Genomic DNA, 20,717 nt, shown 5'->3' with positions numbered 1-20,717 from the left:
CGTTGTGCGTCTGCTTCAGGGGCTTACGGGGTGCGCCGGCGTAGCGTCGCCGCCCCGAGCAAGAGTGCCACGATGACGCAGCCGACGATGATGCCGAGGTCCCTCCACATGAGGCCGGTCGGTTCGGTGTGGGTGCCGAGCTCGGTGAGCGCCTGCACGGCGTACGACATGGGAAAGACATCGCTGATGGCCTGCAGCCAACCGGCCATCTGGTCGCGGGGCTGCAGCAGACCGCAGAGCAGCACCTGCGGCAGGACCACCGCCGGCATGAACTGCACCGCCTGGAACTCACTGTTGGCGAACGCGCTGACCAGCAGGCCGAGCGCCATGCCGAGCACGGAGTTGCCGACCGCGATCACGGCGACGAGCCACGCCGGTCCGAGCGTGTCGAGGCCGAGGAGGAGGTACGCGAGCGCCGACGCGATCGTCGCCTGCACCGCGGCCGCGACGGCGAACGCGATGCCGTAGCCGAGCAGGATGTCGACCTTGCCGATCGGCGTGGTCAGCAGCCGCTCGAGGGTGCCGGTGGTGCGTTCGCGGAGCATCGCCACGCTGGTCAGCAGGAACATGATCACCAGCGGGAACACGCCCAGCATGACGAGCCCGACGCGGTCGAACAGCTGGGGGTTGGTGTCGTACAGGTAGCGCAGGAGCGTGAGCAGCACCGTCGGCACGACGAGGATCAACGCGATCGTGCGCCGGTCGTGGCGGAGCTGCCGCAGGATGCGCCCGGCGGTCGCGAACGTCAGACGTGCGGACATGTCAGGCCACCTTCTCCTTCTCCGTCTCCTGCGCCTGTACGAGTCGCAGGAACGCCTCCTCCAGGTCTTCCGTGCCGGCGCGCTCGCGTACGGCGGCGGGCGACTCGTCGGCGATGAGCAACCCCTCGCGGATCAGCAGGAGGCGGTCGCAGCGGCCCGCCTCGTCCATCACGTGGCTCGACACCAGCAGCGTCGAGCCGGCCTTCGCCAGGGCGTGGAACCGTTGCCACAGCTCGTTGCGCAGCACGGGGTCCTGCCCGACGGTGGGCTCGTCCAGCACGAGCAGCTGCGGCTTGCTCACGATCGCGCAGGCGAGCGACGCCCGGGCCCGCTGGCCGCCCGACAAGGTCCCGACGAGCTGGTTCTTGGCCTGGCCCAGCCCCACGTCGGACACGGCCTCGTCCGCCGCGGCGGCACCGAGCCCGTACAGCGAGGCGAAGTACCGCGCGTTCTCCCGGACGGTCAGGTCGGCGTAGACGCTCGGCGCCTGCGTCAGGTAGCCCACCTTGTCGCGCAGCGGCTTCGACCCCGCCGGGTGCCCGAGCACCATCACCGTCCCGCCGACGATCTTCTGCACGCCGACGACCGCCCGCATGAACGTGGTCTTGCCGCTGCCGCTCGGTCCGAGCAGCCCCGTGACGCTCCCGCTGGGCACCGTGCAGGTGAAGTCGTGCAGCACCCGCCGCTTGCCCCGCGCGACGACGAGGTGCTCGACCTCGATCGCGTTGGCCATCTTGGATTCCTCCGGTCACTCCCTGAAACTCAACGACTGATGAACTCAACGGTAGATGAAATCTTGAATGCGCGTCAAACACGAAACGGGGCGGACCGATGTGTGCGGTCCGCCCCGTTTCGCGCTTCTCGTCTACAACGCGAGCACGCGCTCCAGGAACTCCTTGTACTGCCGCAACGCCACCCGCAGCGCCTCGGTGTCGGGGTTCTTGGCCGACCGGTGCGGGTCGATCGCCAGCTGCTGCTCCTGCAACTTCTCGGCAAGCGTCTCGATGGCGTCACTCACCACCGCCGACGCCCGCGTCAGCGCCTTCACCGGGTCGTCGACGAACTTGGACTCCGCCTTGACCAGCCGCGACCGGAACTTGTCCGCCCGCTTCGGCTTCCACAACACGATCCGCTGCTCGGCGAGGTCACCGGGCCGCAGGGGGAGGGGCCCGGCGGTCGCGTACTCGAGCTCCTCGTCGTCGTCCGCTTCCACCTCGGCCACCGGCTCGTCGTCGGCCGCTTCGTCCTCGGCGTCGGCCTCCGCGACCGGCTCACCGTCCGCGTCTTCGTCCTCGTCCTCCGCGTCAGCCTCCGCGACGGGCTCGTCGTCCTCGTCCTCGTCGTCCTCCGCGTCCGCGTCTGCTTCTGCGGTGGGCTCGTCGTCGTCGCTGTCGGCTTCGTCGTCCGCGTCCGTTTCCGCGGCCGGCTCGTCGTCGTTGCCGGCTTCGGCATCTGCGGCGTCATCGTCGTCCGCAGCCTCGGCCGCGATCTCCTCGACGTCGTCCGCGGCGTCTTCCGCTTCGGCGTCCTCGGCTGCTGCGGCAGGCTCGACCTCCGCGTCGACCTCGGCGTCGACCTCGGCTTCGGCCTCCGCGGCGACGTCCTCGGCGCTGTCACCGTCCGCGTCCTCCGCGGCAGCCTCGGCCTCCGGCTCGCTCTCGGCGGCCTCGTCCTCGGCGACCACGGCCTCGGCGTCGGGCTCGGCGGCCTCGTCATCGCTGGCCTCGTCCTCAGCGGCACCTTCTTCGGCGGCCGCTTCAGCCTCCGGCTCCGCCGCGACCTCTTCGCCCTCGACAACGGCCTCGGCCTCCGGCGCCTCGCCGCCGTCTTCGTCCTCGCCGGCCGCGTCCTCGGCAGCCGCTTCGACGGCGACCGCTTCGTCGTCCACCGCCACTTCGGCCTCGGGCTCGTCGGCAGCCTCGTCCTCGACGGTGGCTTCTGCGTCGGGCTCGGCGGCCTCGTCCTCGGCCGTGGCTTCTGCGTCGGGCTCGGCAGCTTCGTCGCCGCCGTCGGCAGCCTCGTCCTCGGCAGTGGCCTCGGCCTCGGCTTCGGCGGCTGCGTCTTCGTCCGTGGCCTCGGCCTGAGGCTCGGCGGCTTCGTCTTCGTCGCCGGCGGTTTCGTCCTCGACGGTGACGGCCTCCGCGTCAGCCTCGGTGACCTCGTCCTCGACAGTGGCCTCGGCGTCGGGTTCGGCGGACTCGTCGTCGCCGGCTTCGTCGGCCGTGGCGGCTGTTTCGATGGCGACCTCGGCCTCCGGCTCATCGCCAGCAGCGTCGGTCTCGTCGGCTTCGGCGGCAGGCTCGTCCTCGGTGACCGCCTCAGGCTCGGCAGCCTCCTCGTCGGCAACCACCTCATCAGCAACCGCGTCAGGCTCGTCGTCGGCCGCTGCTGCCTCGGGTTCGTTGTCGGTGGCCTCTTCGACGGCTTCCGGCTCGTCGTCGGAGTCCGACTCGGCTGCGGGCTCTTCCGCCGCGGCGTCGGTGGTGGTGTCGTCCTCGGCGGTCGCGTCTTCGGATGCGTCCGCCTCGCCGGCTTCGTCGTCGGTGGCCTCTGCGGCCACCTCTTCGACGGCCTCGGCCTCTTCGACGTCATCGTCGGCGGTGGCTTCCACGGCGGGTTCGTCGTCGGTGGCCTCTGCGGCGACTTCCTCGACCGTCTCGGCGTCGCCTTCGTCGGCAGAAGCCTCGGCGGCCTCGTCGTCGGTGGAGGTGTCCTCCGTGGCGACGGCGTCTACGGCCTCGGGTTCGCTGTCGGCTGCGTAGTCGTCGGCGGTGGTCTCGGCGGCGACCTCCTCGACGGTGTCGGCCTCGGCAGCGACCTCTTCGACCGTTGCGGCCTCGTCGGTGGAGGCTTCCGCGGCTGGCTCGTCGTCGGCGGATGCTTCGGCGGCGACTTCCTCGACCGTTTCGGTCTCTTCGGCGTCGTCGGTGGCTTCGGCGGCCACCTCTTCGACGGTCTCGGCCTCTTCGACGTCATCCTCGGCGGTGGCTTCCGCGGCGGGTTCGTCGTCGGTGGAGGTGTCCTCGGCGGCGACCTCTTCGACGGGTTCCGGCTCGTCGTCGGAGTCCGACTCGGCTGCGGGCTCTTCCGCCACGGCGTCGGTGGTGGTGTCGTCCTCGGCGGTCGCGTCCTCGGATGTGTCCGCCTCGCCGGCTTCGTCGTCAGTTGCCTCTGCGGCGACTTCCTCGACCGCCTCGGCCGCGTCGTCGTCTGCGGCGGCGACCTCCTCGATGGCTTCGGCGTCAGCGTCGGAGGCCTCGGCGGCGGGCTCTTCGTCGTCGGCAGCTTCGGCGGCGACCTCTTCGAGGGTCTCGATCTCCTCGGCGTCGCCTTCGTCGGCAGAAGCCTCGGCGGCGGGCTCGTCGTCGGTGGAGGCGTCCTCGGCGGTGATGGCGTCTACGGCCTCGGGTTCGCTGTCGGCTGCGTCGTCGTCGGCGGTGGTCTCGGCGGCGACTTCCTCGACGGTGTCGGCTTCGGCGGTGACGTCTTCGACCGTTTCGGCCTCGTCGGTGGAGGCTTCCGCGGCCGGCTCGTCGTCCGGGGTGGCTTCGGCGGTGATGGCGTCTACGGCCTCGGGTTCGCTGTCGGCTGCGTCGTCGTCGGCGGTGGTCTCGGCGGCGACTTCCTCGACGGTGTCGGCTTCGGCGGTGACGTCTTCGACCGTTTCGGCCTCGTCGGTGGAGGCTTCCGCGGCCGGCTCGTCGTCCGGGGTGGCTTCGGCGGTGATGGCGTCTACGGCCTCGGGTTCGCTGTCGGCTGCGTCGTCGTCGGCGGTGGTCTCGGCGGCGACTTCCTCGACGGTGTCGGCCTCGGCGGCGACCTCCTCGGCGGTGACGTCTTCGGCGGTTTCGGCCTCTTCGGCGACGTCGTCCGTGGTGGTCTCGGCGGCGTCCACGGCTTCGGGCTCGGTGTCGGCAGCCTCTTCGTCGGAGGTGGTCTCGGCGGAGGCTTCCTCGACGGTGGTGGCTTCGGCGGTTGCCTCTTCGGCGGGGGCGGTGGAGGGGTCTTCTGGGGTGTCGGTCGCTTGGAGGTCGGCGGTCGGGGTGGACTCGGCGGCGTGTGCGTCGACCCCAGCGGCCGGCTCCTCGTCGGTGGAGGCGGGGGACTCCTCGTCGGCGGGGCCGACGATGTCGGAGATGTCGTCGGGGACGGCGACGGTGATGGCGGCGTCGTCCGCGAGCGGTGAGTCGATGGCCGGTGACTCGGCGGCCGGCGACTCCGCGGCGTCGGCCGAATCCGAAGCCAGGTCCGAACCCGCAGCCAGGTCCGAACCCGAGTCCGCAGCAGAGTCCGAAGCCAGGTCCGTAGCCGAGTCCACAGCCAGGGCCGAGTCCGTGGCCGGGTCGGAGGTCAGGTCTGTGGGCGGGGCGGGGGCCGGGTCGGCGCCTGCGGCGGAGGCGGCGGCGGCCGAGACCAGGGGGACGGTGTCCTCGACGGGCTGGCGCTGCTCGGGGATGCCCGGTGGGGTTGTCACTTCAGGGGAAGGGCCGGTCTGGTCGTTGACGTTGGGGTGCATGAGGAGGTCCTCCGTCCGCTCGGTCGGAACGGGGGGAGAGGGCCACCCGTTCAGACTGCTGTGGGCTCAGCGCTGGGGTCGCGGACGCCGGGAGGCCAAACGGCGCCCGGCCCGGAGCCACCGAGCCGACGGCAGGCGGAGCCCCCGGCGAGGAGGGTCGGCCGACGGCAGGCGGGGAGGGATGAGCGACCGCCCAGACTTCCGTGCGGCGCACCGTCAAGGTACTCCGCAAACACGGCCAGCCATAGACCCCAAACTGGCGGGAGAGGGCCGTGCGGGAGAATTGGGGGGTGTCGTCGAACCTTGATCCAGAAGTTGCGGACCGTCTGCGTCGTAACGAGGCCGGGCTGGTGCCTGCGGTCGTGCAGGAGCACGGGACCGGGCAGGTGTTGATGTTGGCGTGGATGGACGACGAGGCGTTGCATCGGACACTGACGACGGGGCGGGCGACGTACTGGTCGCGCAGCCGCAACGCGTACTGGGTGAAGGGCGAGACGTCCGGGCACGTGCAGCACGTCAGGTCGGTGGCGATCGACTGCGACGGCGACACGCTGCTGGTGACGGTCGAGCAGACCGGCGCCGCGTGCCACACGGGCAACCACACCTGCTTCTACACGGACCTGAAGGTGACGCGATGACGACCGGGATGGTGGCGCCGGACGAGGCGACGTTCCGCGAGCTGGCGAGGACCCGGCGGGTGGTGCCGGTGACCCGGCGGCTGCTCGCCGACGGTGAGACGCCGGTCGGGGTGTACCGGAAGCTCGCCGGCGGTCCGGGGACGTTCCTGCTGGAGTCCGCGGAGCAGGGCGCGGGCTCGGCGGGTGCGGTGTGGTCGCGGTACAGCTTCATCGGCGTGCGCAGCGTCGCGACGCTCGTCGAGCGGGACGGTGACGCGCGGTGGCTGGGCGAGCCGCCGGCCAACCTGCCCACCACGGGCGACCCCACGCACGTCCTCAAGCAGACCGTCGAGGCGCTCACCGGCGACGACGCCGACCTCAAGGGGCTGGACCTGCCGCCGTTGTCGGGCGGTCTCGTCGGGTTCCTGTCGTACGACGCGGTCCGGCGCTTCGAGCGGCTGCCGCAGCTCGCCGAGGACGACCTGCACCACCCCGAGCTCGGCATGATGGTGGCGACCGACCTGGTGGCGCTGGACCACTTCGAGGGCACGGCGCTGCTCATCGCCAACGCCGTCCTGCCCGAGAAGGACGCCGACGAGGCGACCGTCAGGGCCGCGTACCACCAGGCCATCGGCCGCCTGGACGCGATGACGTCGGCGCTGTCCAGGCCGACGCCGCCGCTGGTGTCCACAGTGGACAAGCAGGGGCCGGGCGAGGTGGTCAGCCGGACCCCGGCGGGGGAGTACCCGAAGGCCGTCGAGGTCGCGAAGGAGGCGATCCGGGCCGGGGAGTGCTTCCAGATCGTCGTCGCACAGCGGTTCGAGCGGGCCACCGATGCCGACCCCCTCGACGTGTACCGGGTGCTGCGCTCCACGAACCCGAGCCCCTACATGTACCTGCTGCGCTTCGAGGGCTTCGACGTCGTCGGCTCGTCGCCGGAGGTGCACGTCAAGGTCGACGGGCGGCGCGCGCTGCTGCACCCGATCGCGGGCACCCGCTGGCGGGGCGCGACGCCCGAGGAGGACAACGCGCTCGCCGCGGACCTGCTCGCCGACCCGAAGGAGCGCGCCGAGCACGTCATGCTCGTCGACCTCGCCCGCAACGACCTGGGGCGGGTCTGCAAGCCCGGGACGGTCGAGGTGCCGGAGTTCATGACCGTCGAGCGGTACAGCCACGTGATGCACATCGTGTCGACCGTCGTCGGCGAGCTCAAGGACGACCGGTCCGCGTTCGACACCCTCGCCGCGACGTTCCCGGCCGGGACGCTGTCCGGGGCGCCGAAGGTCAGGGCCATGGAGATCATCGAGGAGCTCGAGCCGACCCGGCGCGGCCTGTACGGCGGCGTCGTCGGCTACTTCGGCTTCGGCGGCGACATGGACACGGCCATCGCGATCCGGACCGCGCTCATGCGGGACCGGATGGCGTATGTGCAGGCCGGCGCCGGCATCGTCGCCGACTCCGACCCGCTGTCGGAGGAGACGGAGACCCGCAACAAGGCCGCCGCCGTCCTGGCCGCGATCGCGACCGCCGAGACCCTGCGGCCGGCCCGATGACCGATCCACGACAAAGCCCCACGACCGATCCACAACAAAGCCCCACGACCGATCCACGACAAAGCCCCACGACAGGTCCGGAACAAAGCCCGATGACCGGTCCGGAACAAAGCCCCACGACCGATCCAGGACAAAGCCCCATGACCGATCCGAAACAAGGCCGGACGCACGGCCGGCGGGGGCTGGCGGTCACCACGATCGCGACCGCGGCCGCCTCGGCGGTGGTGCTGTTCGCCGCCACCCGCCACTGGGACGCGGTCATGACGCATCAGGTGTCGCCGCTGCCGCCGATGACCGAGTACCGCACGGGCAGCGAACTGTCGCCGTGGCTGCCCGCCCTCGGCGCGGTCGGCCTCGCCGGCGCGGGTGCCCTGCTCGCGACCCGCGGCCGGCTCAGGACGATCGTCGGCGGCCTCCTCGCCCTCGCCGGCATCGGCATCGTCGGCGCGGTGACCGAGGCCCTGCAGCACCACATCGACGTGGGCTGGCCGATCGTCACGATCGTCGCCGCCCTCGTCGTCGTGGTCGCCGGTGGCGTCGCCATCCGCAGCAGCGACACGTGGCCGGAGATGGGCGCCCGCTATGACCGGCCCACTGCCCGTACCGCCGCGAAGGCACCGCAGACGGAGCTCTGGGACGCCCTCGATCGGGGCGAGGATCCGACCGCGGACAAGTAGGGTTTCGCCTATGGCGAGCAACGCGGCGAGCAGCAGCAAGGAAGTCATCGAGGTCGCCGGGCGCGAGGTGACCGTCACCAATCCCGGCAAGGTGTACTTCCCGAAGTCGGGCCGCACGAAGCTCGACGTCGTCCGCTACTACATCGCCGTCGCCGACGGTGCCCTGCGCGGCGCGGGCGGCCGGCCGATGGCGCTGAAACGCTACGTCAACGGCATCGAGGGTGAGGCGTTCTTCCAGAAACGCGCGCCCGAGAAGCGCCCCGACTGGATCGAGACGGCGCAGCTGCGGTACCCGTCGGGCCGCACCGCCGAGGAGGTCGTGCTGCGCGACGCGGCCCAGCTCGCCTGGGTCGTCAACCTCGGCTGCCTGGAGCTGCACACCCACTCGGTCCTCGCCGAGGACGTCGAGCACCCCGACGAGCTGCGCATCGACCTGGACCCGGTGCCGGGGGTGCCGTGGTCGCAGGTGGTCGAGGTGGCGCTGGTGGCCCGCGACGTGCTCGCCGACCACGGCCTCGTCGGATGGCCGAAGACCTCCGGTTCGCGCGGGTTTCACGTGTACGCGCGGATCCACCCCAACTGGACGTTCGCCGAGGTCCGCAGGGCCGCGGAGGGTTTCGCCCGGGAGGTGGCCCGCCGGGCGCCGGAGATCGCGACCGGGGCGTGGTGGAAGGAGGAGCGGCACGGCGTGTTCGTCGACTACAACCAGAACGCGAAGGACCACACCACCGCCTCCGGCTACTCCGTCCGGCCGTCCGAGGAGGCCCGGGTCTCCACCCCGCTCACCTGGGACGAGGTGCCCGGCTGCGACCCCGCCGACTACACGATGGAGTCGGTCCAGGGCCGGCCGGACGCGTGGGCCGGGATCGAGGACGCCCGGGGCGACCTGACGCCGCTGCTGGAGCTGGCCGCGACCTTCAAGAAGACCCCGGCGAAGAAGGGCACGGGCCGCCGCGTGCCGACCATGCCGCTGATCGAGATCGCCCGCGCCGCGACGAAGGAGGAGGCCCTCGAAGGCCTCGAACGCTGGAAGGCCCGCCACCCGGCCGTCTGGCCGCTCCTGGAGCCCGCCGACGTCCTCGTCGACTCGATGCGCGGCGTCAACAGCCTGTGGACCCGCATCCGGCTCAACCTCGTGCACGTCCCTGAGGCCGACCGCCCGGCGCAGGAGCCCCTGGAGGTCGACTACGACCCGTTCGCGAAGTGGAAGGAGATGCAGGCCCGCGGCGAGACCCCGGCCCGCTGGCGCCGCCCCGCGGGCCCCGCGAACGAAGAGGAGCCGGCGACCTAGACGCGCAGGAGGTGGCCGTCGCCGAGGTTGCGCCCGGCGTCGCGCTCCACCGCGCCGCCCCACAGGAGCACCATGTCGGGGCCGGCCACCACCGTCGCGGCGAAGCGCCTGCCGCCGGGCGGGTCCGGCAGGCGCAGCCACTCGCCGGTCGCCGGGTCGAGCAGGTGCCCGCCGACCGTGACCCGGCTGCCGGTGCTGAGCGCCGGGTCGATCGGCAGCGGACCGGCCAGCCGCGGCGCCGCCGGCAGCGGCCGCCACGCGCCGGTGGCGAAGGCGAGGATGCCGCCCTCGGCGTAGGCGCGGCCCCAGTTGCCGACCTGCCCGCCGTCCGCGCTGCCGGTGCCGGTCCACACGACGGCGCCGCCCGCGGTCGCCACGCTGCCGCCGAGGATCCCGGTGGTCGTGGGCGCCGCCCACGTCGTCAGTGCGGCGTCGAGCGCGGCCAGCCGCAGCAGCGACGGCTTCGTGGCGCCGGGGTCCGGCACGAGATCGTTCGCGCCGAGCAGCAGCCGGTCGCCGGTCCACACCGCCATGCGGTTGAAGGACGGGCCGAGCGGGTCGTCGGGCAGGACCCGCCACGCGCCGGTCGCGACGTCGAACGCGGCGTCGACGGTCGGGCCGTGCTCGTCGGTCCCGGCGATGACGACCGGCGTGCCGCCCGCGTCGAGCAGCTTCCCCGCACCGGGCGGCGGGGGGAGCTTCGTCCAGCGGTCGCCGTCGTACACGAGGAAGTCCGAAGGGGTCAGCGCGTACACGCGACCTTCGGAGGCCACGAGCTGGTCACCCACGCCCAGCGGCACCGGCGCCGCGGCGATCGGCCGCCAGCTGCCGTCGGCGGGGTCGTACGCGGCACCGTCGGTCAGGGCGGTCACCGGCCCGCAGGACGCGGTGGGCGGGCACGGCGTCTCCGCCGATCCGCCCACGACGACGAACCGCCGCCCGTCCCACGCCCCGAGCGCGTCGTGCCGCGCCCGCAGCGGCGCCTGGGCCACCGCGGTCCACGACCGGTCGGCCGCCGGCGGCTGCCCACCCGTCGGCGCGCACCCCGCCAGTGTGACCGCGACCGCCGCCGTCGCCACGCCCCTCCGCATGCCCGCAGTATGTCGCGGCACGGCCCATGATCGTGGCCCCTACAACACGACGGCTAGGGGGTCATGGCGTCGCGACCCAGCCGGCGACGAGGACGAGGCCGGTCCGGCGGTGCACGGCGAGGAAGCCGAACGGCCGGTCGAACGTGACCGTCACCCGCAGCTTGCGGGTGGTCAGCGGGTGGTAGGCGAGGGGGAACATGGCGAGGGCGGTCACCGTCGCGGCCTGGAAGCCCAGGGCGGTGAACGACGCCACGGCCTGCTGGCGGGCCGACGACACGGCCAGGTCGACGGGGCTGATCCCGGGGAACGTGCCGTCCCGCGCCGCAGTCCGCAGGCCGAAGAGCCGGTCGAGGGCCAGGAGGTCGTGGTGGGCGGTGGCGTCGAACGACGGCAGGCTCACCACCAGCTCGGGCTCCGGCGTGGCGGAGTCGACGTCCTGGACGGTCACCCCGGGGCCGCCGGTCGACGGGGTGGCCCGGTGCCGGCCGTCGATGGCGGTGGACAGGACCGAGCCGGGGGTGGCGTCGTCGGTACCGAGGGCGAGGACGACGTCGACGTCCCCGGTGCCCGCGACGGTGAGCAGCGTGACCCCGTCGACGCGGCGCAGCGGCTCGAGGGCGTCGGCGGCGGTGTGCTTGCGGAGCAGGGCGGGCAACGGGCGCCCGGACCAGGGGCCCGAGGCCGGGGTCATGGTCGAGTCGCCGAACGGCTGGACCCACTCGGTGACCACGGACAGCGCGGACGCGAGCACGAGCCCGGTGTCGCCGTCGACGGCGACCGGCAGCGCCGTGATCCGCCCGCCGGTCCGCTCGGCGGCCCACGCGTCGAGGCGCCGCTGGTCGGCGGCGGGGTCGCCGGACAGGCGGGTCCCCGGATCCCAGCCGGGGGTGAGCGGGAGGTCGTGCCGCGTCCAGACGCCGGCCGCGAAGCCGGGCGGCAGCGGCAGGGCCGACGGCGCGACCGCGAGCAGCTCCTCGCGGGCCGGGCCGGCGGCGACGCCCGCGAGGGTGCTGAGCAGCGGGTAGACCCCCGCGCCGGAGAAGACCGCCGGGCCGTCGGAGGCGGCCGCCCACCGCGAGGTCAGGGCGTTTGCGGCAGTGATGCTCATGCACTCAACCATACGAACGGCAACGCATTATGCCCTAGTCCATCAGGTGACGTCGGCCATACCCCCACGGCCATCCACTGACCGGGGGGCTCCTAGCATCGGACGCATGACCACCGGAGAGGGGAGCTCCTTGATCAACGCGGAATCTGGCCGTGTGCTCGACGAGATCCTCGCCGGCGTGCGCGAAGACTTGGCCATCCGCGAGGCGCAGAAGCCCCTGGACGAGATCAAGGCAGCCGCGGCGCAGGCGGCACCGCCCATCGACGCCTACGCCAAACTGCGGGCCCCCGGTGTCGGGGTGATCGCCGAGGTCAAGCGCGCTTCGCCGTCGAAGGGGCAGCTCGCCGAGATCCCGGATCCGGCGGAGCTGGCCAAGGAATACGCGGCGGGCGGTGCCCGCGCCGTCAGCGTGCTGACCGAGGGCCGCTGGTTCGGCGGCAGCCTCGACGACTTCGCCGCGGTGCGCGCCGCCGTCGACGTGCCGCTGCTGCGCAAGGACTTCGTCGTGTCGTCCTACCAGGTGCACGAGGCCCGGGCGTTCGGCGCCGACCTCGTCCTGCTGATCGTGGCCGCGCTGGACCAGAACACCCTGTCGGGCCTCCTCGACCGCATCGAGAGCCTGGGCATGACGGCCCTGGTCGAGGTGCACGACGAGGAGGAGACCGACCGCGCCCTGGAGGCCGGCGCGCGGGTCATCGGGATCAACGCGCGCAACCTGCGCACGCTCGAGGTCGACCGGACCGTGTTCGAGCGGATCGCGCCCGGCCTGCCCAACGACATCGTGAAGATCGCCGAGTCGGGGGTCCGCGGGCCGCACGACCTGATCCGCTACGCGTCGGCCGGCGCCGACGCGGTGCTGGTCGGCGAGGGGCTCGTCACGCAGAAGAGCCCGCGTGACGCGGTCGCCGAGCTCGTCACGGCCGGCAGCCACCCGGCGACCCCGCGGCCCGCCCGGTGAACGCGTTCCTGTCCGCCGCGGGCCTGCTGCCGGACCAGTCGGGGCACTTCGGCGAGTTCGGCGGGCGGTTCGTCCCCGAGGCGCTCATCGCCGCGCTCGACGGCCTCGACGCCGCGTACCGGCACGCCCAGGCGGACGAGGCGTTCCAGGCCGAGTTCGGCCGGCTGCTGCGCGACTACGCCAACACCCCGTCGCCGCTCTACCGGGCGGACCGGCTGTCCGCGCACGCCGGTGCCCGGGTGTTCCTCAAGCGCGAGGACCTCAACCACACCGGCGCCCACAAGGTCCGCAACGTGCTCGGCCAGGCGCTGCTGACGAAGCGGATGGGCAAGCACCGGGTCATCGCCGAGACCGGCGCCGGCCAGCACGGTGTCGCCAGCGCCACCGCCTGCGCCCTGCTCGACCTCGAGTGCATCGTGTACATGGGCGAGGAGGACACCCGCCGGCAGGCGCTCAACGTCGCCCGCATGCGGATGCTCGGCGCGACCGTCGTGCCCGTCACGACCGGCAGCAAGACGCTCAAGGACGCGATCAACGAGGCGCTGCGCGACTGGGTCACCAACGTCGACACGACCCACTACCTGCTCGGCACCGCCGCCGGCCCGCACCCGTTCCCGGCGATGGTCCGCGACTTCGTCAGCGGCATCAGCGTCGAGGCCCGCAAGCAGATCCTGGAGCAGGCGGGCCGGCTGCCCGACGCGGTCGCGGCGTGCGTCGGCGGCGGGTCCAACGCGATCGGCGCGTTCCACGCGTTCGTCCCCGACGAGGGCGTCAAACTGTACGGCTTCGAGGCCGGCGGCGACGGCGTCGACACGGGCCGGCACGCGGCCAGCATCACCGGCGGCTCCACGGGCGTGCTGCACGGCGCCCGCACGTACCTGCTGCAGGACGAGGACGGGCAGACCGTCGAGTCGCACTCCATCTCCGCCGGCCTGGACTACCCGGCCGTCGGCCCGGAGCACGCGTACCTGCACGACACCGGCCGCGCGATCTACGAGCCGGTCACCGACGCCGAGGCGATGGCCGCGTTCAAGCTGCTGTGCCGGACCGAGGGGATCATCCCCGCGATCGAGAGCGCCCACGCGGTCGCCGGCGCGCTGCGGGTCGTCCCGAAGCTCGCCGCCGACCTCGGCCGGGAGCCGGTCGTGCTGATCTGCCTGTCCGGCCGCGGCGACAAGGACATGGACACCGCGCGCGACTTCTTCGGGGTGTGACGACAGTGAGTGTTTCCGTCGCGTTCGAGAAGGCCCGCGCGGAGGGCCGCAGCGCGCTCATCGGCTACCTGCCGGCCGGGTTCCCGACCGTGCCCGGCGCGATCGACGCCATCAAGGCGATGATCGACAACGGGGTGGACATCGTCGAGGTCGGCCTGCCGTACTCGGACCCGGTCATGGACGGCCCCGTCATCCAGCGGGCCACCGAGGCGGCCCTCGCGGGCGGCTTCCGGGTCGCCGACGGGCTGCGCACCGTCGAGGCGGTCGCCGCGGCCGGCGCGCCGATCCTCGTCATGACGTACTGGAACCTGGTCGAGCGGCACGGTGTCGACCAGTTCGCCGCGGACCTGGCCGCCGCCGGCGGCGCCGGGCTGATCACGCCCGACCTCATCCCCGACGAGTCGGCGCCGTGGCTGGCCGCGTCCGACGCGCACGGCCTGGACCGGGTGTTCCTGGTGTCGCCGTCGTCGACCGACGCCCGGATCGCGATGACCGCCGGCAAGTGCCGCGGGTTCGTCTACGCGACCAGCGTCATGGGCGTCACCGGCGCCCGCAGCAGCACCAGCAGCGCCGCTCCGGCCCTCGTCGAGCGGGTCCGCAGGGCCGACCCGTCCGTGCCGGTCGCGGTCGGTCTGGGCGTCTCCAACGGCGACCAGGCCGCGGAGGTGGGCGCGTTCGCCGACGGGGTGATCGTCGGCAGCGCCCTCGTGCGGTGCCTGCAGGACGCGGCAACCCCGGCCGAGGGCGTCGCCGCCGTCGCCGCGCTGAGCGCCGACCTGGCGGAGGGCGTGCGGCGCCGCTGAGCCGGTCACGCCGGGCCGGCGGCGCGCGGCGCGTTGCTGAGGCGTCGCGCCCGGCCGGAGTGGCGCTGAGTGGCGCGAGGCGTCACTGAGCAGGTCACCACGTCGGGTCGCGGGCGGACGGCGTCGCTGAGCCGGCACGGCCGGCCGGAGCTGCGCTGAGCGCTGATCTGGCGGAGGGCGTGCGGCGCCGCTGAGCCGGTCACGCCGGGCCGGCGGCGCGCGGCGCGTTGCTGAGGCGTCGCGCCCGGCCGGAGTCGCTGAGTCACTCCGCCCGACCGGAGTCGTTGAGTCGGGCGTGCGGCGATTTTTCCGTTTGGTACCTGTAGCGCTCCTGCTCTCCGCGGCGCCCGGCCTCGCCCTGGCCGTCCCGGGCACGGAACGTCCGGCGACGACCGTCGTCGACGCCGGCTGGCGGCAGGACGGCAACGGCCCGGGCCGCAGCGGGTACCAGCCGGTGACCCCCTATCTCGGCACGCGGTCCGCGGCGCGGCTCGACACGGTGTGGACCGCGCCCGTGTCCCGCCCCGACGAGCAGGTCGGCGGCGCGGTCGTCGCCGACGGCGTCCTGCTGCGCTCCTCCGGCGGCCCGACCGGCCAGATCCGCCGGTACGACGCGGTCACCGGCGCCGACCTCGGCCCGGTCGTGGACGCCCCGGACCGTAGGTTCGGCCGGCTCGCGTCGGTCCCGGGCAGCGCCGGCGGCACGCTGCTGGTCGAGTCGCAGGCGATCGACGTGCCGTCCGGCGACCTCGGAGCGCGCTTCCTCACGTCGTACACCGGCCGCGGCGACAAACAGTGGGAGACGCCGCTGCCCGGTGAGGTGTCCGGCGGGTTCACCGTCGTGGGGGACCTGGTGCTGCGCGCGGCGGGCGCGACCCTGACCGCGCTGCGCCTGGACGGCGGTGCCGTCGCGTGGACCGCGCCCCTGGACGGCGAGGCGGGCCTGCACCCGCCCGTCGCGGACGCCGGCGTCGCCCTGCAGCCGTTCGAGGCGGGCACCGGCACGGGGCTGGCCGCGTTCGACCTGCGGACCGGCGCGCGGGTGTGGCGGCAGGACGCCAGCGGCCCGTGGGTGATCGCGGCCGGCGGCGTGGCCTACACCACCGGCCTCGGCGGCGTGTGCGCGGTGTCGGTCGCCGACGGCGCCCGCCGCTGGTGCGACACCAAGACGTTGATCGACCCGCGCTCAGCGGCGACCGACGGGCAGACCCTCATGGTCCTCGACGCGCACGGCCGCGCCGCCGGGTTCGCGGCCGGCGACGGCGCGGTCCGCTGGACCCGCGACTGGGGCATGGCCGGCGCCGAGGTCGCGACGTCCTACTGGGCGCCGGTGACCGGCGGCGGCGTGCTCTATGCGGTCGTGTACCAGTTCGCGATCCGCGACGGCGCACCCCTGCACCGCAGCGAGCTGCTCGCCTTCGACGCTGCCGCCGGGACCCTCCTGCTGCGCCGTGAGCTGGCCTTCGACGCGCTGCACGGCGCCGAGCCGCTGCTGCTGTCCGGCGACCACGTGTACTTCGCGGCGCTCGAAAAGCTGTTCGCGCTCGGGGTACGCTGACCCCATGTACGCCGGTCGAATGATGCGCCCCGTCACGGGGTCCGTCGGCGTGCGCTAAATCCGCTCACCACTCGCCCCTTGGTCCCGGGGCGAGCCGGATCAGGTCGTCCCGTCCAGACAGACCGGAGATCCGACATGAGCTTCTACGTCACCACCGCCATCCCGTACGTCAACGCCGCCCCGCACCTCGGGCACGCCCTGGAGCTCGTCCAGGCCGACGTCCTCGCCCGGCACCGGCGGCTGCGCGGGCAACGGGTCAGGTTCCTCACCGGCACCGACGAGAACGCGTTGAAGAACGTCACGGCGGCCGCCGCCGCGGGCGTCGACGTGGCCGCGTTCGTCACCGCGAACGCCGACCGGTTCGCCGCGCTCCGGCCGGTGCTGGACCTGTCGTTCGACGACTTCATCCGTACCGCCGCAGACGCCCGACACCGCAGGGGGGTCGAGACCCTGTGGCGGCGCACCGCCGCGAACGGCGACTTCTACCAGCGCGACTACCAGGGCCTGTACTGCCAGGGCTGTGAGCAGTTCTACGAGCCGTCCGAGGGGTGCGCCGAGCACGACGTGCCCCTGGAGGTCGTCACCGAGTCCAACTGGTTCTTCCGGCTGTCGGCGTACACCGGCCGCGTCCTGGCTGCCCTGGAGTCCGGCGAGGTCCGGGTCGAGCCGGCGGCGAAACGCAACGAGGTGCTCGCGTTCGTCCGGGCCGGCCTGCAGGACATCAGCGTGTCCCGGCCCGCCGCCCGCGCCGGCGGCTGGGGCATCCCCGTGCCGGGCGACCCGTCGCAGGTCGTCTACGTCTGGTGGGACGCCCTCGCCAACTACGTCACCGCGCTCGACGACCCCGACCTCTACCGTGACTGGTGGCAGGACGCCGCCGAGCGGGTGCACGTGATCGGCAAGGGGATCGTGCGCTTCCACGCCGTGTACTGGATCGCGCTGCTGCTGTCCGCCGGGCTGCCGCTGCCGACGACGATCTTCGTCCACGAGTACCTGACGGTCGGCGGTGCCAAGCTCTCCAAGAGCGCCGGCAACGCGGTCGACCCGGGGGACCTCGCCACCCGGTTCGGCGGCGACGCGCTTCGCTGGTGGCTGCTGCGCGAGGTGGCGCCACTCGGGGACACCGACTTCACCGAGGAGCGGCTGCGGCAGCGGTACCACCAGGACCTCGCCAACGGGGTCGGCAACCTCGTCAACCGGACGGTGAGCCTGGTGCGGCGGTTCCGGTCCGGGGTGGTCACGGGGTCCACCGCGGACACCGGGCTGTCCTCGGCGGTGGACCGGGCCCTGGCGGGGTTCGACTTCCGGGCGGCTACCGAGGCGCTGTGCGCCGCTGTCGCCGGCGGCAACCGGCTGGTCGAGACGGCCCGGCCGTGGGAGCTCGCGAAGCAGGGGCGGGACGCGGAGCTCGACGCGGTGCTCGGCGAGCTCGTCGCCCTCTGCCGGGAGGTGAGCCGCGAGCTGGCGCCGTTCCTGCCGTCCGGCGCGGCCCGGCTCGCCGCGCGGCTCGGCTCCGGCGACCGGGTCGGCACCCCCGACCCGGTGTTTCCGCGGCTGGCTTAGCGCGGGCCGGCCTGGCGCAGGGCTGCCTTGCCAGGTGTCGCGGCCGGGGCTTGGTGCAGGGCTGCCTCGCCGGGTGTCGCGGATGGGTCTGGCGCGGGACGCCTCGCCGGGTGTTGCGGACGGGTTTAGCGCAGGGCCGCCCGCCAGGTGTCGCGGATGGCCTCGGCGCCCCAGGCGTTGGGCTCGATGTGGCCGCACAGCCACAGGTCACGGTTGGTGGGGCGGGGGTCGGCGGCGGTCACGTCGCCGGCCTTCGCGCCGTGGCCGAGGAACGCGGCGTGCAGGTCCGCGACCACCGCGCCGTGCCGGGCCGCCGCGTCGCGGATCGCGCCGTTCAGCGCCGCCAGGATCTCCAGGCCACCCGGCCACGACGGCAGCCCCGCCCAGGTCAGGTCGCCGGTGCCGTCGGTCGGGTCGTACACCGTGCTGACAATCACACGGGCCCCGGTCGCGGCGAGGGTGGGCAGCACGACCTCGAAGTTGCCGGCGATCTTGGCGAGGGCACGCTCCGCCACCTCGCGGTCCGCTCCGGCGCTGAACAGGGTCTCCAGCAGGTCGTTGCCGCCCATCGTCAGCGTGATCAAGGCGGGCCGGCCCTCGACCTTGTCCAGCTGGAAGCGAACGACGTCGTCGCTGGTCGCACCGTCGCGGGCGAGCAGCGTCAGCTCGATGCCGAAGTCGTCGGCGAGCAGCGAGGCGGCACCCAGCCCGGGGCCGCCGGCATACTCGTCGATGGACATGGAGTCGCCGAGCGCGTAGTAGGCCACGGGACCAGTACATCATCCAGGTCCCGTGAATTTTTCAGCCGCCGTGACCCGTCCATCGCGCCGCCGCTCTGGTCGCGCCGCCGCCCCGGTCGTGCCGCGGCCGGCTCGATCGTGTCGCCAGCCGCTTGCGGTCGTGCGGGGGCCGGCTCGGTCGTGCGGCGGCCGCTTCGGTCGTGCGGGGCCTGCCCGGGTCGTGTCGGCAGTTGCTTCGGTCGTGCGGCTGCCGCTCTGGGCATGTCGGTGGCCGCCCCGGTTATGTCGACTCGCTGCGCTCCCCGACATAACCGAAATGTCGGACATGTTCGCGGAGCGGACATGTTCGCGGAGCGGACATGTTCGCGGAGCGGACATGTCCGGGGGCCGTGCCCGTGCCTGTGTCTGTGCCTGCGCTTGCGCCCGTGCCTGTGCCTGTGCCCGTGCCTGCTCCAGGGCCTGCTCCCGTGCCTGCTCCAGGGCCTGTCCCGGGGCTTGCTCGGGGGCTGCTCAGGCTTCGATGGCCTCTACGGCCTCGACCTCGCGTTGGATGTCGCGTTTGATCTGGCGGATCACCCCGGTGCGGCCCGCGCCCGCGTCGGCGATGGCGGTCCGCGTGGTGGCGGTCAGCGGCTCCGGCAGTGAGGCCGGGTCGTGCCAGGCCAGGCGGCTGATCCGGCCAGGGGCGTTCAGGGCCGGCCCGCCGCCGCTGTCCAGGCGGCCGCGGAACACGTGGACGAACAGATCCGGCATCGCCTCGCCGCAGCCGTCGCCCGTCACCTCGTACAGGCCGACGAGCTCGACGATCTGGGCCTCCAGGCCGGTCTCCTCGAGGATGTCGCGGACGGCGGCGTGCACCGGGCTCTCCGCCGCACGGACCCGCCCCCCGGGCAGGCCCCACAGCTGGTGACCGCCGGCCTGCTGGCACAGCAGCACGCGGCCGGCGGCATCCTCGATGATCGCGGCGACGGCAGACGTGACTTCGTAGCTCATATTCGCACTCTAGGCGCCATAGCGGACCGTTGCGACACCTTCGCTGGTGGTGATCTTCGCCGGTCGGAGTGGCTTTCCGTCGGGCGTGGGGTGGCGAATTGGGCGAACCCAGGGCATCGCGTTTCGGCGGATCGGCGGTAGCGTGTGCACCCGTGGATGCTGCCCTTACCCCGCTGGCCGTGATCCCCAGCCCCACGCAGGGCGTCTGGGAGATCGGAACGGTGCCGCTGCGCGCCTACGCGCTGTGCATCGTGCTCGGCATCGTCGCCGCGTGCTTCATCGCCGACCGGCGGCTTCGCCACCGAGGCGCCCCGCCGTGGGTGATTCTCGACATCGCGGTGTGGGCGGTTCCCGCCGGCATCATCGGCGCCCGTCTTTATCACGTCATCACCTCGCCCGAGGCGTACTTCGGTGAGAACGGTGACCTGATCAAGGCGTTCAAGATCTGGGAGGGCGGCCTCGGCATCTGGGGCGGCATCGCGGGCGGCGCCGTCGGCGCCTACATCGCCTGCCGCCGGATGAACCTGCCGTTCGCGATGGCCGCCGACACGCTCGCCGTCGGCCTGCCCGTCGCGCAGGCGCTCGGCCGCTGGGGCAACTGGTTCAACAACGAGCTGTACGGCAAGGCGACCGACCTGCCGTGGGCGCTCAAGGTCTACACCTGGGACGCGAAGGCCGGCCACGCCCAGATGGTCAACGGCGAGCCGATGGAGCTCGGCACCTTCCACCCCACGTTCCTCTATGAGTTCCTGTGGTGCCTCGGCGTCGCCGCGGTCGTCTGGTACGTCGACAAGCGCTGGTCCCTGGGCAGAGGGCGGGCGTTCGCGCTGTACGTGGCGCTGTACTGCGCCGGTCGGTTCTGGATCGAGGCATTGCGCATCGACGACGCCCACCACTTCCTGGGCATGCGTCTCAACAACTGGACGTCGCTCATCGTTCTCGCCGCCGCCGTCGTCTACTTCCTGCGGGTGCGCGGGCCGCAGGAGCGCGTCACGTACGACGAGAACGGCCGCATCACCCCCGTCACCGGCGAGCCTTCCGCCGCGCTCGCGCCGGCCTCGTCGGACGTCTCGGACTCGTCTGAGGGTTCGGACCCGTCGGATGCGGCTGAGTCGTCCGAGGGGCCGTCACTGGTGAAGTCGGACACATCGGATTCGTCGGAGACCGCGGGTGACGAGGAGCCGGAGGCCGGCGACGCCGACGGTCCGTCGGACAGCGCCTCGGACGGCGCCTCGGACAGCTCGTCCGCCAGCACGTCCGGTAAGGGCTGAGGT

General features: G+C 73.1%; 17 protein-coding genes. 10 read left to right on the top strand and 7 right to left on the bottom strand.

What is annotated here, in order from left to right:
- Positions 1-23: 23 nt before the first annotated feature.
- From AB0I21_RS02820 to AB0I21_RS02810, 3 genes are all read right to left on the bottom strand, one after another.
- Positions 24-761 (bottom strand): ABC transporter permease, encoded by a 738-nt coding sequence (locus AB0I21_RS02820; protein ID WP_360558561.1) that lies wholly within the window; start codon positions 759-761, stop codon positions 24-26.
- A gap of 1 nt (position 762) precedes the next feature.
- Positions 763-1,494, bottom strand: a complete 732-nt coding sequence (locus AB0I21_RS02815; protein WP_360558560.1) for an ABC transporter ATP-binding protein — start codon at positions 1,492-1,494, stop codon at positions 763-765.
- Between the two features lie 132 nt (positions 1,495-1,626).
- The gene (locus AB0I21_RS02810) at positions 1,627-5,277 is read right to left on the bottom strand and encodes a hypothetical protein (RefSeq protein ID WP_360558559.1); all 3,651 of its coding nucleotides are present in this window, start codon (positions 5,275-5,277) and stop codon (positions 1,627-1,629) included.
- A 272-nt stretch (positions 5,278-5,549) separates the two neighbouring features.
- Here AB0I21_RS02810 and hisI point away from each other — a divergent pair, with 272 nt between their 5' ends.
- The 4 genes from hisI (at position 5,550) to ligD (ending at position 9,415) form a co-directional block, all read left to right on the top strand.
- On the top strand, positions 5,550-5,915 hold the full coding sequence (gene hisI / locus AB0I21_RS02805; RefSeq protein WP_360558557.1) for a phosphoribosyl-AMP cyclohydrolase: 366 nt from the start codon (positions 5,550-5,552) through the stop codon (positions 5,913-5,915).
- On the top strand, positions 5,912-7,447 hold the full coding sequence (locus tag AB0I21_RS02800; RefSeq protein ID WP_360558556.1) for an anthranilate synthase component I: 1,536 nt from the start codon (positions 5,912-5,914) through the stop codon (positions 7,445-7,447). The genes hisI and AB0I21_RS02800 overlap by 4 nt, the downstream gene beginning before the upstream one ends.
- Positions 7,448-7,587: 140 nt before the next feature.
- Positions 7,588-8,124, top strand: coding sequence for a Trp biosynthesis-associated membrane protein (locus AB0I21_RS02795; protein ID WP_360558555.1), 537 nt, complete (start codon positions 7,588-7,590; stop codon positions 8,122-8,124).
- A gap of 10 nt (positions 8,125-8,134) precedes the next feature.
- Positions 8,135-9,415 carry a non-homologous end-joining DNA ligase gene (gene ligD, locus AB0I21_RS02790; protein ID WP_360558554.1) on the top strand — a complete coding sequence of 427 codons (1,281 nt, stop codon included), beginning with the start codon at positions 8,135-8,137 and terminating at the stop codon, positions 9,413-9,415.
- Here the strand turns inward: ligD and AB0I21_RS02785 are convergent.
- Positions 9,412-10,506 (bottom strand): hypothetical protein, encoded by a 1,095-nt coding sequence (locus AB0I21_RS02785; RefSeq protein ID WP_360558553.1) that lies wholly within the window; start codon positions 10,504-10,506, stop codon positions 9,412-9,414. The two genes, ligD and AB0I21_RS02785, sit on opposite strands and share 4 nt — an antisense overlap.
- Before the next feature lie 61 nt (positions 10,507-10,567).
- A complete protein-coding gene (locus AB0I21_RS02780; protein ID WP_360558551.1) occupies positions 10,568-11,614 on the bottom strand; it encodes a serpin family protein in 1,047 nt (348 codons plus the stop codon).
- A gap of 154 nt (positions 11,615-11,768) precedes the next feature.
- On the opposite strand from AB0I21_RS02780, the gene trpC reads away from it, so the two are divergent.
- The 5 genes from trpC to AB0I21_RS02755 all read left to right on the top strand — a co-directional run bounded on the left by trpC (position 11,769) and on the right by AB0I21_RS02755 (position 17,710).
- Positions 11,769-12,572, top strand: a complete 804-nt coding sequence (gene trpC / locus AB0I21_RS02775; RefSeq protein ID WP_360558675.1) for an indole-3-glycerol phosphate synthase TrpC — start codon at positions 11,769-11,771, stop codon at positions 12,570-12,572.
- Positions 12,573-12,580: 8 nt separating this feature from the next.
- A complete protein-coding gene (gene trpB, locus AB0I21_RS02770; protein ID WP_360558673.1) occupies positions 12,581-13,786 on the top strand; it encodes a tryptophan synthase subunit beta in 1,206 nt (401 codons plus the stop codon).
- Positions 13,787-13,791: 5 nt separating this feature from the next.
- Positions 13,792-14,589: a tryptophan synthase subunit alpha gene (gene trpA, locus AB0I21_RS02765; protein ID WP_360558549.1), complete on the top strand. Its 798-nt coding sequence runs from the start codon at positions 13,792-13,794 to the stop codon at positions 14,587-14,589.
- 295 nt (positions 14,590-14,884) lie between these two features.
- The gene (locus AB0I21_RS02760; RefSeq protein WP_360558547.1) at positions 14,885-16,147 is read left to right on the top strand and encodes a PQQ-binding-like beta-propeller repeat protein; all 1,263 of its coding nucleotides are present in this window, start codon (positions 14,885-14,887) and stop codon (positions 16,145-16,147) included.
- Positions 16,148-16,282: 135 nt separating this feature from the next.
- Positions 16,283-17,710, top strand: coding sequence for a methionine--tRNA ligase (locus AB0I21_RS02755; RefSeq protein WP_360558545.1), 1,428 nt, complete (start codon positions 16,283-16,285; stop codon positions 17,708-17,710).
- A 125-nt stretch (positions 17,711-17,835) separates the two neighbouring features.
- Here AB0I21_RS02755 and AB0I21_RS02750 read toward each other — a convergent pair whose 3' ends face one another.
- Together AB0I21_RS02750 and AB0I21_RS02745 are read right to left on the bottom strand one after the other, a co-directional pair.
- Entirely contained in the window at positions 17,836-18,477 is a 642-nt protein-coding gene (locus tag AB0I21_RS02750) for a GDSL-type esterase/lipase family protein (protein ID WP_360558544.1), read from the bottom strand.
- A 483-nt stretch (positions 18,478-18,960) separates the two neighbouring features.
- The gene (locus AB0I21_RS02745) at positions 18,961-19,443 is read right to left on the bottom strand and encodes an NUDIX hydrolase (protein WP_360558542.1); all 483 of its coding nucleotides are present in this window, start codon (positions 19,441-19,443) and stop codon (positions 18,961-18,963) included.
- Positions 19,444-19,595: 152 nt separating this feature from the next.
- Here AB0I21_RS02745 and lgt point away from each other — a divergent pair, with 152 nt between their 5' ends.
- Positions 19,596-20,714 carry a prolipoprotein diacylglyceryl transferase gene (gene lgt, locus AB0I21_RS02740; RefSeq protein ID WP_360558540.1) on the top strand — a complete coding sequence of 373 codons (1,119 nt, stop codon included), beginning with the start codon at positions 19,596-19,598 and terminating at the stop codon, positions 20,712-20,714.
- Positions 20,715-20,717: the final 3 nt, after the last annotated feature.

This window comes from Dactylosporangium sp. NPDC050588 (assembly GCF_040654975.1).
Lineage (GTDB): Bacteria > Actinomycetota > Actinomycetes > Mycobacteriales > Micromonosporaceae > Dactylosporangium > Dactylosporangium maewongense.
The sequence above is the reverse complement of the archived record's forward strand: the minus strand, read 5'-3'. Positions and strand labels throughout refer to the sequence as shown.